This window comes from Clostridium acetireducens DSM 10703 (assembly GCF_001758365.1).
Lineage (GTDB): Bacteria > Bacillota > Clostridia > Clostridiales > Clostridiaceae > Clostridium_C > Clostridium_C acetireducens.
Genome location: NZ_LZFO01000007.1, coordinates 75,989 through 91,606 on the forward strand (window position 1 = coordinate 75,989; position 15,618 = coordinate 91,606).

Annotated in this window: 15 protein-coding genes, 1 tRNA gene and 2 rRNA genes; 2 read left to right on the top strand and 16 right to left on the bottom strand. The window is 26.9% G+C overall.

Annotation, left to right across the window (positions count from 1 at the left end):
- Window positions 1-42 precede the first annotated feature (42 nt).
- From ispD to CLOACE_RS03540, 3 genes are all read right to left on the bottom strand, one after another.
- Window positions 43-744, bottom strand: a complete 702-nt coding sequence (gene ispD, locus CLOACE_RS03530) for a 2-C-methyl-D-erythritol 4-phosphate cytidylyltransferase (RefSeq protein ID WP_070109669.1) — start codon at window positions 742-744, stop codon at window positions 43-45.
- Between the two features lie 3 nt (window positions 745-747).
- A complete protein-coding gene (locus CLOACE_RS03535; protein WP_101495376.1) occupies window positions 748-1,845 on the bottom strand; it encodes a PIN/TRAM domain-containing protein in 1,098 nt (365 codons plus the stop codon).
- Window positions 1,846-1,955: 110 nt separating this feature from the next.
- Entirely contained in the window at window positions 1,956-2,435 is a 480-nt protein-coding gene (locus CLOACE_RS03540; RefSeq protein WP_070109670.1) for a CarD family transcriptional regulator, read from the bottom strand.
- A gap of 98 nt (window positions 2,436-2,533) precedes the next feature.
- Here CLOACE_RS03540 and CLOACE_RS03545 point away from each other — a divergent pair, with 98 nt between their 5' ends.
- Entirely contained in the window at window positions 2,534-2,932 is a 399-nt protein-coding gene (locus tag CLOACE_RS03545; RefSeq protein WP_070109671.1) for a nucleoside triphosphate pyrophosphohydrolase family protein, read from the top strand.
- A gap of 44 nt (window positions 2,933-2,976) precedes the next feature.
- On the opposite strand, the gene disA is transcribed toward CLOACE_RS03545, so the two are convergent.
- The 9 genes from disA to CLOACE_RS03590 form a co-directional block, all read right to left on the bottom strand.
- On the bottom strand, window positions 2,977-4,041 hold the full coding sequence (gene disA, locus CLOACE_RS03550) for a DNA integrity scanning diadenylate cyclase DisA (RefSeq protein WP_070109672.1): 1,065 nt from the start codon (window positions 4,039-4,041) through the stop codon (window positions 2,977-2,979).
- Between the two features lie 14 nt (window positions 4,042-4,055).
- A complete protein-coding gene (gene radA / locus CLOACE_RS03555) occupies window positions 4,056-5,411 on the bottom strand; it encodes a DNA repair protein RadA (RefSeq protein WP_070109673.1) in 1,356 nt (451 codons plus the stop codon).
- A gap of 118 nt (window positions 5,412-5,529) precedes the next feature.
- Window positions 5,530-7,965, bottom strand: a complete 2,436-nt coding sequence (locus CLOACE_RS03560) for an ATP-dependent Clp protease ATP-binding subunit (protein WP_070109674.1) — start codon at window positions 7,963-7,965, stop codon at window positions 5,530-5,532.
- 24 nt (window positions 7,966-7,989) lie between these two features.
- On the bottom strand, window positions 7,990-9,021 hold the full coding sequence (locus tag CLOACE_RS03565) for a protein arginine kinase (RefSeq protein WP_070109675.1): 1,032 nt from the start codon (window positions 9,019-9,021) through the stop codon (window positions 7,990-7,992).
- Between the two features lies 1 nt (window position 9,022).
- Window positions 9,023-9,550: a UvrB/UvrC motif-containing protein gene (locus tag CLOACE_RS03570; protein WP_070109676.1), complete on the bottom strand. Its 528-nt coding sequence runs from the start codon at window positions 9,548-9,550 to the stop codon at window positions 9,023-9,025.
- A 32-nt stretch (window positions 9,551-9,582) separates the two neighbouring features.
- Window positions 9,583-10,050: a CtsR family transcriptional regulator gene (locus tag CLOACE_RS03575; protein WP_070109677.1), complete on the bottom strand. Its 468-nt coding sequence runs from the start codon at window positions 10,048-10,050 to the stop codon at window positions 9,583-9,585.
- 200 nt (window positions 10,051-10,250) lie between these two features.
- Window positions 10,251-10,892 carry a histidine phosphatase family protein gene (locus CLOACE_RS03580; RefSeq protein ID WP_070109678.1) on the bottom strand — a complete coding sequence of 214 codons (642 nt, stop codon included), beginning with the start codon at window positions 10,890-10,892 and terminating at the stop codon, window positions 10,251-10,253.
- A 24-nt stretch (window positions 10,893-10,916) separates the two neighbouring features.
- Complete coding sequence (locus tag CLOACE_RS03585) at window positions 10,917-11,867, bottom strand: ROK family protein (protein ID WP_070109679.1); 951 nt, start codon at window positions 11,865-11,867, stop codon at window positions 10,917-10,919.
- A 79-nt stretch (window positions 11,868-11,946) separates the two neighbouring features.
- Window positions 11,947-12,180, bottom strand: a complete 234-nt coding sequence (locus CLOACE_RS03590) for a hypothetical protein (protein ID WP_242866385.1) — start codon at window positions 12,178-12,180, stop codon at window positions 11,947-11,949.
- 129 nt (window positions 12,181-12,309) lie between these two features.
- Here CLOACE_RS03590 and rbr point away from each other — a divergent pair, with 129 nt between their 5' ends.
- The gene (rbr, locus tag CLOACE_RS03595) at window positions 12,310-12,894 is read left to right on the top strand and encodes a rubrerythrin (RefSeq protein ID WP_070109681.1); all 585 of its coding nucleotides are present in this window, start codon (window positions 12,310-12,312) and stop codon (window positions 12,892-12,894) included.
- 53 nt (window positions 12,895-12,947) lie between these two features.
- On the opposite strand, the gene fusA is transcribed toward rbr, so the two are convergent.
- The 4 genes from fusA to CLOACE_RS03615 all read right to left on the bottom strand — a co-directional run.
- The gene (gene fusA / locus CLOACE_RS03600) at window positions 12,948-15,029 is read right to left on the bottom strand and encodes an elongation factor G (RefSeq protein WP_070109682.1); all 2,082 of its coding nucleotides are present in this window, start codon (window positions 15,027-15,029) and stop codon (window positions 12,948-12,950) included.
- 217 nt (window positions 15,030-15,246) lie between these two features.
- Window positions 15,247-15,321: transfer RNA gene (locus tag CLOACE_RS03605), tRNA-Asn, on the bottom strand.
- 7 nt (window positions 15,322-15,328) lie between these two features.
- Window positions 15,329-15,445: ribosomal RNA gene (gene rrf, locus CLOACE_RS03610) — 5S ribosomal RNA — on the bottom strand.
- A gap of 92 nt (window positions 15,446-15,537) precedes the next feature.
- Window positions 15,538-15,618 (bottom strand): 23S ribosomal RNA (locus CLOACE_RS03615); the annotation flags it as partial.

The window sequence follows — 15,618 nt, forward strand, 5'->3', positions numbered from 1 at the left end:
ATTATGTTATATACTTAATTTATACATATTTTTTTATATGTGTCAATATATTTTTTGTTTACTTTCTTTTAATATCTCCTTTGCTATTATTAAATCTTCTGGAGTTGTTATCTTTATATTACTATAATCTCCATCATATAAATATGTTTTATAATTAAAAATTTCTAATACAGATGTATCATCTGTAACTTTAACTTTTTTATCAATTAATTTTTCATGACATTTCCGTATTAAGTCATATTTAAAGCACTGGGGAGTTTGAACTATAAAAAGATTTTCTCTATTTAATGAAGATTTAGAAAAGCCATTTGTATCTTTAATCTTTATTGTATCTTTAGGCATTACTCCACAAGCTGCTGCGCCATAAATTCTTGCAAACTCTATGCCTTTTTTTATTATATCATCAGAGATAAATGGTCTTGCTCCATCATGTATTAAAACTATATTACAATTTTTCACTGCCTTCAAACCATTATATACAGAGTTTTGTCTTTCTTTTCCTCCTTTAACAATGCTAACTACATTATTAAAGTTATACTTACAAATTATTTTTTCTTTACAATAGCTAATTTCATCTTCTGCTGCTACTAATATTATCTTATCAATATATTTAGATTTATTAAATACATTTAATGTATGAGCTAAAATAGGCATATCATTTATTTTTATAAACTGTTTGTTTATATTAGATTTCATTCTTTTGCCTTTTCCAGCTGCTAACACAATTGCACAGGTCTTATTCATATATTAAAATTCTCCTTTAGGTTTAGCAAAAATCATTCTTCCTGCTGCTGTTTGCAATACTGAAGTTACTATTACTTCTATAGTATTACCAATATATTTTTTTCCGTTTTCTACTACTATCATTGTTCCATCATCTAAATATGCTAATCCCTGTCCCAATTCTTTTCCATCTTTTATAACCTGAACTTTCATTTGTTCTCCTGGTAAAGCTATAGGCTTAACTGCATTTGATAATTCATTTATATTTAAAACATCTACTCCTTGAAATTCTGCAACTTTATTTAAATTGTAATCATTAGTTATAACCTTACCTCCTAAAACTTGAGCTAATTTTAATAATTTACTATCTACTTCTGCTATGTCTGGAAAATCTTTTTCATATATTTGTACTTCTATATCTAATTCTTTTTGTATCTTATTTAATATATCCAATCCTCTTCTTCCTCTGTTTCTTTTTAAACTATCAGAAGAATCTGCTATATGTCTTAGCTCTTCTAATACAAAATTAGGTATAACAAGACTTCCTTCTATAAATCCTGTTTTGCATATATCAAATATTCTTCCATCAATTATTACAGAAGTATCTAATACTTTAGGGGTTCCTTTTTGATTTTTCATTTTCTTTTCTTTACTAGAAGCCCCTTTCTTCCATGCATTAGACATCAAATTTGTTATATCATCCTTTTTCTTTATAGCTATTTTAACTCCTAAAGCCGCTACTATAATAGCAATAACAACTGCTATTATAGGTCCTATAACAGGTATTTTAGAAAGTATATTTACAAACAGCGATGATATTAAAAGTCCAATAATAGCTCCTAAAGTTCCCAATATAACATCATTTATAGGAAGCTTTTGAACCTTTTTTTCAACATATTCCATAATCTTAATTATACCTTTATTAATCCATGAGGATAATAAGAATAAAATAATTCCAAATACAAGCGAACAAAATATAATAACAAATATACTCATAATAGTATTACTTTTAAAATTAACAATTTTTAAAAAATATTCTGTTTTTACAATTTCCCTTCCAATTAAATATCCAAAACCAATACCTGTAATAGTAAAAAGTCCTCTCAATATTTTGTTAAACAAAATATCACCTCCTTGGTATATTATTAACATTTTTTTCATTTTAAATCCTTTTAATTCTAATATATATTAATAAAAACTTTTTTTCAATAAACTTAATTTAATTTAATATTTTATTTACTAATTGTTTTTATTTTATTATAAGACATTTCTAAGCTTATATCAAAAGCTAATGAAATTTCACTTGCTACTAATCCTTGAACCCTTTTTAACATTTTTTGCTCAACAGGTGGTAATTTTTTTTCCATTTTTAGATATCTTAAATCTCTTATTATTTCACATTGTTTTTCTAAAATTCCTGTTGATATTTTTTTATTATTTTGTTTATACCTCTTATTCCACTTTTCTTCAATAAAATCAGGTGTAGTTTTAATTTTATTTAAATTTTTTAATATATCATCTTGGGTATTAATATCTCTAATACTATAATTTTTAAAATTTTTTATAGGTATATGCATCTTTATACCATCTAATAAGAAATATAGTAACACATACTTTTCTTCTTTTTTATTTAAATACTCTTTATATTCTTTATCTATTACTAAACCAGCACCGTAATTTTTTAAAAATACTTTTTGTCCATATTTTAACATAACAATCCCCCTATTATTAAAACACTTCTTATTCTATTATATCTATATACTACAAATTTCGTACTTAAATTATAAAAAGCTTTTAAGGAGTGAGCTTAATGAAAGATATAATTTTTGATGATTTTCAAGTTATTGTAAATGAATCTTTAATAAGACATAGAAGTATATTAGATATAATAACTAAACTAGAAGAATCTCAAAGCAAAATAAACAGAGCTATAGCAAAATCTGTTACCAACTGTGGTTGCATAAAAATTTCTGCTGAAAAACAAAAAATTGCATACAAAGACATTGAATCTGGTAATATAACTAAATCAATTAATTCTCATATAGAAGGTAATTTATGTGAGAATTGCAAAGAAATTATAGAGAAGGAAATAGGTCATAACTTATTTTATATAACTTCCTTATGCAGTATTTTAAATTTAAATTTATATGATATATTTTTAAAAGAATATGATAAAATTAACATTTTAGATAAATATGCATTAAGGTAAAAATATAAGGGATATATTGTATAAACCTTATACAATTATATCCCTTATATTTGTTTGTCTAATATCATTTCTTCTCTTAATCTTCTTAATCCATTTTTTATAGCCTTTGCTCTAATTTCACCAATTCCCTCAACTTTATCTAGTTGCTCATAAGAAGCTTCCATAACTTCTTTTAATTCTTTAAAATTTTTAACTACATTTTCTATTACATTACTCGGTATTCTTGGAATTTTATTTAACATTCTATATCCTCTAGGTGAAATAAGAGTATCTACTAAAGGGACTCCTATATATCCTAAACTTTTAGAAATAGACTCTAATTCTAAAAGTTCTTGGGAAGTAGTTTTTTGTATTTGATTGTATATTTCAGTATAATCCATATTATTTTTGCAATAGTCTCTTATTAAAAGTATACCATCTTGTTCTATGTATTTAACTAATTCATCTAATTGCATAGATATTAGTCTTCCTTCATTTCCTAATTCACATATATATAATTCTATTTCACCTACTATTCTCATAACCATTTCCGTCCTCTGAATAGCTGTAGTAACATCAAATAAAGTTACTAAATCTTTAAATTCTAAAATATTCAAATTATTAACTACCCTATCTAAAACAGAAACATATTTTTCTAAAGTCTGTAATGCTTGATTTGCCTTTCCTAATATTACACTACTATCTCTTAAAACATATTTTACATTTCCTTTATAAACAGTTATAACATTTCTTCTCTGTGATATAGCTATAACTATATTCCCTGTTTGCTTTGCTACTCTATCTGCTGTTCTATGCCTAGTACCTGTTTCGTATGTAGGTATAGATGAACCTGGAATAAGCTGAGCATTAGCACATATTATTCTTTTTAAATCACTACTTAATACTATAGCACCATCCATTTTAGCTAATTCATATACATATGAAGGGCTATATTCAGCATTTATAGTGAATCCTCCATCGACTAAATTTAATATCTGTTCACTATCTCCTAATACTAAAAGTCCCCCAGTTTTAGCTCTCAGTACATTCTCTAAACCTTCTCTTAACTGAGTTCCTGGAGCCATTATTTTAAGTATATCCATAAGTTCTTTATTTTTTTGTAATCTCATTTTAACTCACCCTATTAAAATACTTTATTTACTGCTTCTTTAACAGAAGACACACCAATAGCATTAATATACTCACCTTTTGACTTTTCACTATTTCTTGCAGGTAAAAGTATATTTTCAAATCCCATTTTTGATGCTTCATTTATAATTCTATCACAAAATGTCACAGGTCTCACTTCTCCAGTAAGTCCTACTTCTCCAACAACAATAAGTTTACTTATATTAATTTTTTTATCTTTTATACTTGATATTAAAGCTAGTGCTAATCCTAAATCTCCAAAAGTGCCCTCTATATTCAATCCTCCTACTACATTTACATATACATCACAATTATAAAAGGGTATTCGCAACTTTTTTTCTAATACAGCTAATATAATATTAAGTCTAGAAGTATCTATTCCTACAGCCGTTCTTCTAGGCATAAAAGCTTTGGTTTCACTTACTAAAGCTTGAATTTCTATTAGTATAGGTCTAGTTCCCTCCATTACTCCTATAATTACTGAACCTTCCTTTTGAAATTCTGTTTCTTCTAGAAATACTTGGGAAGGATTGGGAATTTGTATTAAACCTTCTCCTTTCATTTCAAAAACTCCTATTTCACTAGTAGTACCAAAACGATTTTTCATAGTCCTTAAAATTCTAAATTCTTGAGTTCTCTCTCCTTCAAAAGACAAAACAGTATCAACCATATGCTCTAATACTCTTGGACCTGCTAATTGTCCTTGTTTGGTAACATGAGCTACTATAAAAAATGGTATGCTACTTGTTTTGGCTATATACATAATATCGTTAGAACATTCTCTAACTTGAGATACACTTCCTGGTGCAGAAGAAATAGAATTTTTAAAAAGAGTTTGTATAGAATCTATAATTACAAATATAGGACTTATATCTTTTATATAACCTTTAATATTTTCCATATTAGTTTCAGCTAATACATATAAATCAGAACTTAACGCTTTAAGTCTGTCTCCTCTAATTTTAATTTGTTCATCAGACTCTTCACCAGAAATATATAAAACCTTTCCATACTTATCTGCTATATTATTAGCTGTCTGCAAAAGCAAAGTAGATTTGCCTATGCCTGGTTCACCTGATATTAATGTTAAAGAACCTTTAACTACTCCTCCACCTAAAGCTCTATTAAGTTCACTTATAGAAGTATCCAATCTTCCATAATTACTAGATTTTATATCAACTATACTTTTTGCTTTTGTTATATCAATATTTAAATTAAAAGACTTAGTACTTTCTTCCTTTGCCTCCTCTACCATACTATTCCAAGTAGAGCAATTAGGACACTTACCTAACCATTTTACTGAATCATATCCACATTGTTGACATACATAATGGGTTTTATTTTTTTTCATCACATTTTCCTCCAATGGTTGCAAAAATATTATACAATAATTTTACTATATATTGAAGAATAAATAAGGAAGTTTTAAAAAAATTTAAAACTTCCTTGAAAAACAGCAAAAATCTTTATTATTCTCTACTAAATACTAATTCTTCATTATTGACAGAAACTAAAACTTTATCTTCTTTTTTTATATTGTTTTTCAATATTTCTTCTGATAATTTATCTTCAACAATTTTAGTTATTGCTCTCCTTAATGGTCTTGCTCCATAAGTTGGATCAAATCCTTCTTTAGCTAATAATTTTTCTGCTTCTTCTGTAAATCTAATATCTATTTGTTGTTGTTTCAATCTTTTAGATACAGACTTTAACATTAATTTTACTATTTGTTGTAAATCTTTTTCTTGTAATTGATGAAAAACTATAATATCATCTACTCTATTTAAAAATTCAGGTCTAAAAGATTTTTTTAAACTTTCCATGATATTTTCTTTCATTTTTTCATATTCTGATTCATTTAAATTTTCTTGTGAAATATCAAAACCTAGAGATCTTTGCTTTTTAATAGTTGAAGCCCCTACATTTGAAGTCATTATTATTATTGTATTTTTAAAATTTACAGTTTTCCCTTTTCCATCTGTAAGTCTTCCATCTTCTAATATTTGCAATAAAACATTAAATACATCTGGATGCGCTTTTTCTATTTCATCAAAAAGCACCACTGAATATGGATTTCTTCTAACTTTTTCAGTTAGCTGACCTCCTTCATCAAAACCTACATAACCTGGAGGTGAACCAATAAGTCTAGATACTGTATGCTTTTCCATATACTCCGACATATCTATTCTTATCATATCATTTTCATCACCAAACATAGCTTCCGCTAAAGCTTTAGATAACTCTGTTTTGCCTACTCCAGTAGGTCCTAAAAATATGAAAGAACCAATAGGTCTATTAGGGTCTTTTAATCCAACTCTAGCTCTTCTTACTGCCTTTGCTATAGATTTAACTGCTTCATGTTGACCTATAACTCTGCCATGAAGAATATCTTCTAACTTTAAAAGTCTCTCTGATTCTTTTTCTGTTAATTTTTCTACTGGTACATTAGTCCATTTAGATACTACAGAAGCTATTTGAGGTTCATCTACTACTAAATTAGTAACTTCTTTTTTTGCCTTCCAATTAGATTTTAAATCTTCTAATTTATTTTTTAATTCTTTTTCTTTATCTCTTAATTTTGCAGCTTTTTCAAAATCTTGTACCCTTATTGCATCTTCTTTCTCCTTAGTAATCTTTTCCATACTAGTTTCTACTTTTTTCAAATCTGGTGGAGCTACTAAATTTTCAATTCTTACTTTAGCCGCTGCTTCATCCATTAAATCTATAGCTTTATCTGGTAAAAATCTATCTGTTATATATCTATCTGATAAATTTACAGATGTCTTCAACGCATCATCTGTTATTTTAACTCTATGGTGAGCTTCATACTTGTCTCTTAATCCTTTTAATATAAGTAATGCCTCTTCTTTAGTTGGCTCTCCTACTGTAACTGGTTGAAATCTTCTCTCCAATGCAGCATCTTTTTCTATATATTTTCTATATTCATCTATAGTAGTGGCACCTATACATTGTATTTCTCCTCTAGATAAAGAAGGTTTTAATATATTAGATGCATCTATTGACCCTTCGGCTGCTCCGGCACCTATTATAGTATGAATTTCATCTATAAACAATATTACATTTCCTGAATTTTTTATTTCTTCCATGACTTTCTTTAATCTATCTTCAAATTCTCCCCTATATTTAGATCCTGCTATCATTCCAGATAAATCAAGAGTAATTACTCTTTTATTTTTCAATATTTCAGGAATATTACCAGATACAATTTTTTGTGCAAGTCCCTCTGCTATAGCAGTCTTACCTACTCCAGGTTCTCCTATCAAACAAGGATTATTTTTTGTTCTTCTACACAATATTTCTAAAACTCTTTGTGTTTCTTTATCTCTCCCTATTACAGGATCTAATTTTGCATCCCTTGCCATTTGAGTTAAATCCCTACCAAATTGATTTAAAAAAGGTGTATCTTGTGTAGTTGCATTTGTATTAGTAGAATTTTCTTTACTACCTTTATCTGATAAGCATTTCAATAGTTCTGCCCTTAACTTATTTAAATCAGCTCCTAAATTATTAAGTATTGTAAAGGCAACTCCCTCCGCTTCTCTTATAAGAGCTAATAATAGATGCTCTGGACTTATATAATTATGATTTAAATTTCTAGCTTCTAACAAACTAAGTTCTAATAACCTTTTTGTTCTTGGAGTAAGAGGAATTTCATTATTATATAAATTTATATCCCCTTTACCTTCATATTCTTCTATTAACTGTTTTACATTTTCTGCAGTTATACCCATATTATTTAGTATTTCCTTGGCTACTCCTTCTTCTTTTAATATACCTAACAATATATGTTCAGTGCCAACATATCCATGTTTAAAATTTTGTGCTTCTTTTTGTGCATAAATTAAAACCCTTTGAGCTCTTTCTGTAAATCTTCCAAACATCATAACTAATTCACCACCTATTCAATTTTAATTAATAGAATTTAATTTTTCTCTAACTAATTTAGCTCTATTAAATTGTATTTCTTTTTCTGTTAATTTATCTTTATATGTTTTTTGTAAAGTTGCTGTTTGAGTATCTAATAATAAAGTATTCATTATACTTTTATCTACATTATTAATCATTCCCATTTCAACTCCTAACCTTACATCTGATAATAAAGTTAAAACTTCAAAACTGTCTATTAATACTGCAGACTTCAATATACCTAAAGCTCTATATACTCTATCTTCAATTTCATATTTATGGCTTTCCATAAGTTTATCTCTTGTTAATTTTTCTTGATTTATTATTTGATTTACCACTGCTTTTAAATTATTTATTATTTCTTCTTCGCTTAATCCTAAACTTAATTGATTAGAAATTTGATATATTCTCCCTATAGTTTTAGAACCTTCTCCATATAATCCTCTCATAGTCATACCTACTTGACTTAAAACATTTAATACTTCACCTATTTGATTATTTATAGTTAAAGTAGGTAAATGTAACATAACAGAAGCTCTCATTCCAGTTCCTATATTAGTAGGACAAGCTGTAATATACCCCAATTTTTCATCAAAAGCATATTTTAAATTTTCTTCTAATAAATCATCTAATTTATTTGCTATATTATATGCTTCTCCTAAATTTAGTCCTGCTGTAATACATTGAAGTCTTATGTGGTCTTCTTCATTTATCATTAAACTTATAGTTTCCTCATTATTTAATATAAAAGCAGATTTTTTATTATTAATTAATAATTTATTGCTTATTAAATGCTTTTCCAAATAAGTTCTATTAGTAATAGAATCATTTTCCCATAAACGTATACTTTTATAATTATGTTTTATATCCGAACTATAATAAAATGCATTTTCTACTATATCTATTACTTCTTTACTTTTATCTTCATCCAAATTATGAGGAAATTTTATATCTTTTATATTTCTTGCTAACCTTATTCTACTGCTTAATACTATATCTTTATTACTTAAATTACCTTTTATCCAATTTTCCACGTTATTTCCTCCTTTCCTCATTAATTTCTATTTCCTTTATTAAATCCCTAATCTCAGCAGCTTTTTCATATTCTTCTGTAGCTATAGCCTTTTGTAAATCTTCCTTTAGTTTAACTATTTTTCTCTTTATAATTAAATCCTTACCTAATTTGTTAGGTATCTTTCCTGTATGCTCTACATTTCCTTGCACTCTTTTAATTACAGGTAATAATACTGATTTGAAATTATCATAACATTGACTACATCCTAATAGCCCTTTTTTTCTAAACTCATTATATGGTGTTCCACAATTTTTACAAAATAGCTTATAAGATTTTTTTTCTTCATAAGGATCATTTAAATATTCCATTATACCACTTAAAAAATTTTGAAAAGTAAAATGTGAAGGGAAATCTATAACTGGCATAAAATCCATTCCCTGTATACCTTTTGCACATTTATCACATAATCTAAGTTCTTTTTTTACACCATTTATTACTTTAGTAATATGAACATTAGCCTCATTTTTTTTACAAAATTCACATAACATATTTCTATCCTCCTTAAATCAACCTGGAATATTTACACATTTAATGATAACACAACCATAATCATTGCTTTTAATATATTTGCCCTAATTTTATTTCGTATACCAAACTCTGAACCTAAATTTCTATCATTAATAGCTACTTTCATTAATGCAGCTTCTCTGTTATTTATAATTCTCGCTTCTAATAATCCCTCTATTATTTTTATTGCCTTATCATAAGTTATCCACTCACCTATTTTTTCATTTATAACTTCTGCAAGAGAAGTGTTTTCATTAAACTCAACTCGCTTTATTGTTATATATCCTCCTCCCCCTCTTTTACTTTCTATATAATAACCTTTTTCAGTAGTAAACCTTGTTGTTAAAACATAGTTAATTTGGGAAGGTGCACAACTAAAATAATTAGCAAGTTCATTTCTTTGAATTTGTAATTCGCCCTTATTATTTTCTTCAAACATATCTTTTATAAATTCCTCTATTATATCAGATAACCTAGCCATAGTAATCTCCTCCTGCTGACTTTGCCTTTCTTTGACCTTATTTAATATTAATATACTTATTAAAATTATTCAACACTGATTTTATTTATAATTTATTTATACATAGAACTTAAATTAGTTTAATTATTGTTTCCTAATAATTTCAAAGATTTTATATATAAAAATGTATTCTATATAATATAGAATACATTTTTATAATATTATACTGCAGTAATATTATCTCTTTTAACTTCATCTAAATGACTTGTATCTGCATATTTTATAATTTCACAATTATTATCATCATCTATTTTAACTACAGTTAAACTAGTTTGATGTATACGAGGAGGAGCCCATAAATTTTTTATAGGTCTGTGTTCAAACTTAGACATAATAGATTTTAAAGCAATTGTATGTGTAACTATAAGCACTTTTTTATCTTTATTTCTACTTAATATACTATCTATTGCTTTATGAGTCCTTTCTCTAACATCTTTAAAAGTTTCCGCACCCTGAAAATAATATAAGTGAGGTTCATGCCAAAAATTATTAAATTGTTCAGGTTCCTCTTCCTTTAATTCTTGAATACTTTTTCCTTCCCAAGGACCAAGTTTTATTTCTTTTAATCCATCATCTAATACCAAAGGTGTGTTTTTAAAACCTTTTACTAACTCAGCAGTTTTTAAAGCTCTTCCTATAGGACTTGAATATATAACGTCAAAATTTATATTTTTTAATCTTTCACCTAATTTCTGAGCTTGTCTTATTCCTTTTTCAGTTAATGGAGAGTCATTCCACCCCTGCATCTTACCTTCTACATTCCAAAGTGTTTCTCCATGTCTCACTAAATATAATGTTATCATAAAAATCCCCCTTAACAATATTGATTAGCTTTCCATAAGTGCTAAAGTTGCTGCTCCTATAGCACCTGAATCTTTACCTAGCTTACTTGGAATTATACTACAATTATTGTACAAATTTTCAAAACATCTTTTTTTTACTTCTCTTTTTACTATATCAAATAGTCTATCACCTATATTAGTTATACCTCCACCTATTATTACTGCCTCAGGATTAAAAATTGTTATTATATTAGATATTCCAATTCCCAAAAATTCTAAAGCACTGTCAATTATTTCATTGGAAATTATATCTCCATTTTTAGCTTCATTAAAAATTTCATAAGTTGTTATATTATTATACTTTTTTAAAGAAGTATTAATATGCTTTTTCTTAACTAATTTATTAGCTAGTTTTTCCATAGAAGTCCCAGAGGCTAATGCTTCTAAACATCCATAATTACCACAATTACATTTAGGACCCTTGGGCATTATTGTCATATGTCCAATTTCTAACGCATTGGAAGTACTACCCCTATATATTTTACCATTTATTATAGCACCTGCTCCTACTCCTGTACTTACAGTAATATATATTAAATTTTTATATCCTTTACCACTTCCAAATATATATTCGCCTAAAACAGCTACATTAGCATCGTTATCCAATACTACTGGTATATTATATATTTTTTTTATAGTCTCAATTATATTAAAATTTTTAAAAGGAAGATTAGGAGTATTTAAAATTATTCCTGTCTTTCTATTTAAAGGTCCCGGTGCCCCTATTCCTATACATTTAATATCCTTTATATTTTTTTTAGAATAGTTTATTAAATTATCTATAACTAACATAATTCTATTCAAAACAGCTTTTTCTCCCTTAGAAGCCTTAGTATAAATCATATATTTACTTAGAATATTACACCTACTATCCATAAGTATACCATTTATTTTAGTTCCTCCTAAATCAATTCCTATAAAATAATTTTTTTCCATTATTATTTCTACTCATAACCTCCTATAAATAAAATTCATATTTATTATATCTACTTTTTTTAAAAAATTAAATAGTAATTTATTTATAGGCAATTATAGAGTATTTTTCTCCTTTTACTTTTTTATAATCAATACTTAATTTTTTATTTTTAAGCATCACATATATTATATCAAAATCTTTATTATTACAATCAATATTTATAGTTAATTTATCTGTTTTATCAACTATATCTATATAATCATAAATACTACTATAATCTGATAATTCTAATCTTCCATTAATATTCAAAAAATACTCTGACAAACTACTCACTCCTTTGCTTTATATTTTCTGTATGTTTATATAAAATATTCAAAACTATAATTGGATTGTAATTTAAATTTTTTATTTTTACATAAAAATGTTATAATATAAACAATATATTATATTGGAGGGATTAACATGAACTCATTAAAAGGAACTAAAACAGCTGAAAATTTAATGAAAGCTTTTGCCGGAGAATCTCAAGCTAGAACAAGATATACTTATTATTCTTCTCAAGCTAAAAAAGATGGATATGTTCAAATATCAAACATATTTGCAGAAACAGCTGAAAATGAAAAAGAACATGCAAAATTATTTTTTAAATTTTTAAATAAAGATCTCCAAGGTGAAACTGTAAATGTAACAGCAGACTATCCTGTAGGATTATCTAACACAAAAGATAATCTAAAATACGCAGCAAATGGAGAAAATGAGGAATGGTCAGATTTGTATCCAAATTTTGCAAAAATTGCTGAAGAAGAAGGTTTTTCTGAAATAGCTAGAGTTTTCAGAGAAGTAGCAACTGTAGAAAAAAGACATGAAGCTAGATATAGAAAACTTCTTTCTAATATAGAAAATGAATCTGTATTTAAAAAAGATTCTAAGGTACTATGGAAATGTAATAATTGTGGATATATATTTGAAGGCAAAGAAGCTCCTGATTCTTGCCCTGCCTGTGCTCACCCTCAATCTTACTTTGAGGTATTTATAGAAAATTATTAATATAATAAATAAAAAGTTCTAAAAGAGTATACTCTTTTAGAACTTTTTATTTATTATATAGTTTTATTAACTTCCTTAGCACTATTTATTATTTTTTCTGCTTCTAAATCTGGAACTTCTTCATATTTTTCAAATTTCATTGAAAATGTTCCTCTTCCTTGAGTTATAGATTTTAAATCATTTGTATAATTAAATATTTCTGCTTGAGGAATTTCACAAATAACCTTTTGAATTTTTCCTTCTGGAATCATTCCTAAAACTCTTCCTCTTTTTTTATTAATATCGCCTATTATGTCTCCCATGTATTCTTCTGGAGACAATACTTCTACATGCATAATAGGTTCTAGAAGTACTGGTTCTGACATATTTAATCCCTTTTTATATGCCATTGAAGCTGCTACTTTAAAAGCCATATCTGAAGAATCTACAGAATGATAGGATCCATCATATAAAGTAGCTTTTAATCTTATAACTGGATATCCAGCTAAAACACCTTTTTTCATAGATTCTATCAATCCTTTTTCTACAGAAGGTATATACTGTTTAGGAACAACTCCGCCTACAATTTTATCTATAAATTCTAAATCATCTCCATCTAATCTAGGCTCAAATCGTATTTTTACATCACCATATTGTCCATGTCCACCAGACTGCTTTTTATACTTACCTTGTACTTCTATAGATTTTTTTATTGTTTCTCTATAAGGAACTTTAGGCGTTTCTAATATTACTTCTATTCCAAATTTATTCTTTAATTTACTAGCTAATACATCAATATGAGTTTCTCCAATGCCCCATATTATTGTTTCTGCATTTTCAATATCTCTTGAAACTTTTAATGTAATGTCTTCTTGCAATATTTTATTTATACCTGTAGAAATCTTATCTTCATCATTATTGGATTTAGCAATAATAGCCATAGGCATCATAGGTTCAGGAAATTCTATAGGTTGAAATTCTAAACATCTAGAATTATCAGTTAATGTATCTCCTGTAGATGTATACTGTAATTTAGCTACAGCTCCTATATCTCCTGCAATTATTTCTGATGTTTTAATTTGTTCTTTTCCTCTTAAAAATAAAATAGAACTTATTTTTTCATTTTTATTTTTATTTGCATTATAAACTAATGAATCTTCTTTAATTTTACCTGATATAACTTTAAACAAAGATAATTTCCCAACAAAAGGATCAACTATAGTTTTAAATACAAAGGCGGAAAAAGGTTCATTTTCGTCTATTTTTACATTTATATATTCTTCATCTTTGTACTTAGCTTTAATTCCTTCTGTTAAATTAGGAGATGGAAAACATTCTACTATATCCTCCATTAATGTTTGCATTCCTATACCTGTTAAAGCTGAACCGCACATTACAGGACATATATCTCCACTAGAACATCCTTTTATTAAACCAGAATATATTTCTTCATTACTTAATTTACCTTCATCAAAATATTTTTCTAGTAAAATCTCATCATTTTCAGCAACAGCTTCTACTATCATATTATTACATTCATCAACTTTTGAAACTAAATTTTCTGGTATATCTGCTTCTTCCATAATATTTTTATCTGGATTAAATATTCTAGCTTTTCTTGATATAACATTAATAACTCCTTTAAAATTTTCTCCCTCTCCTATAGGATATTGTACTGGAACAATAGACATCCCAAAATATTCCTTAAGACTTTCTAAAGTTTTCTTAAATTTACTATTATCTCTATCTAGCTTATTTATATAAAATGCTCTAGGTAATTTATATTTATTTACATAATCCCAATCTTTTTCAACACCTACTTGCATGCCTGATACACTAGAAACTACAATCATAGAAATATCTGAAGCTTTTATGCCTTCTAAAGTTTCACCAATAAAATCAAAATATCCTGGAGTATCAATAAAATTTACTTTAACATTATTCCATTCGCATGGAACAATAGAAGTAGAAATAGATATTCCTCTGTTTTTTTCTTCTATATTATAATCACTTATAGTATTTCCCTCTTCTATTTTACCCATTCTATCTATATTTTTTGTATAATAAAGTATAGATTCTATTAAAGTTGTTTTTCCTGAACCACTATGTCCAATTATACTTACATTTCTTATATTTTCAGTTCTATAACTTTTCATAAAATTCCCCCTTATTATTTTAGCCTATTATTAATAATATTCTATTTTAAACTGGAAAATCCTTTTAGAAAATAAACAATTTTCTGAATTATATAATAATTTATTATATATTTATAAGTTTATTCAAAAAAATAGAATAGTATAAATTTTTTAAAATAATAATCTTTACTTATTTATCTTAAAAAATTTATACTATTACAAATCCAAAAAATAAAAATGGCTCCGCGAAAAGGATTCGAACCTTCAACCCTTCGGTTAACAGCCGAATGCTCCACCGTTGAGCTATCGCGGAACGCTTTACCTGGCAGTGACCTACTCTCCCACAGGGTCTCCCCTGCAGTACCATCAGCGCTTTAAAGCTTAACCTTCGTGTTCGGCATGGAAACGGGTGTTACCTTTAAGCTATAACCACCAGATTTTTATTTTAAATAAGTACTACTCAGCTTTAACTAAGTAAATTACTTTTATTTGAAAGAAAATTATTCTTTCAAAATTGCACAGTATATTTAAGGTCAAGCCCTCGACCTATTAGTATCAGTCAGCTAAACATGTTACCACGCTTGCACCTCTGACCTATCAACCTGATGTT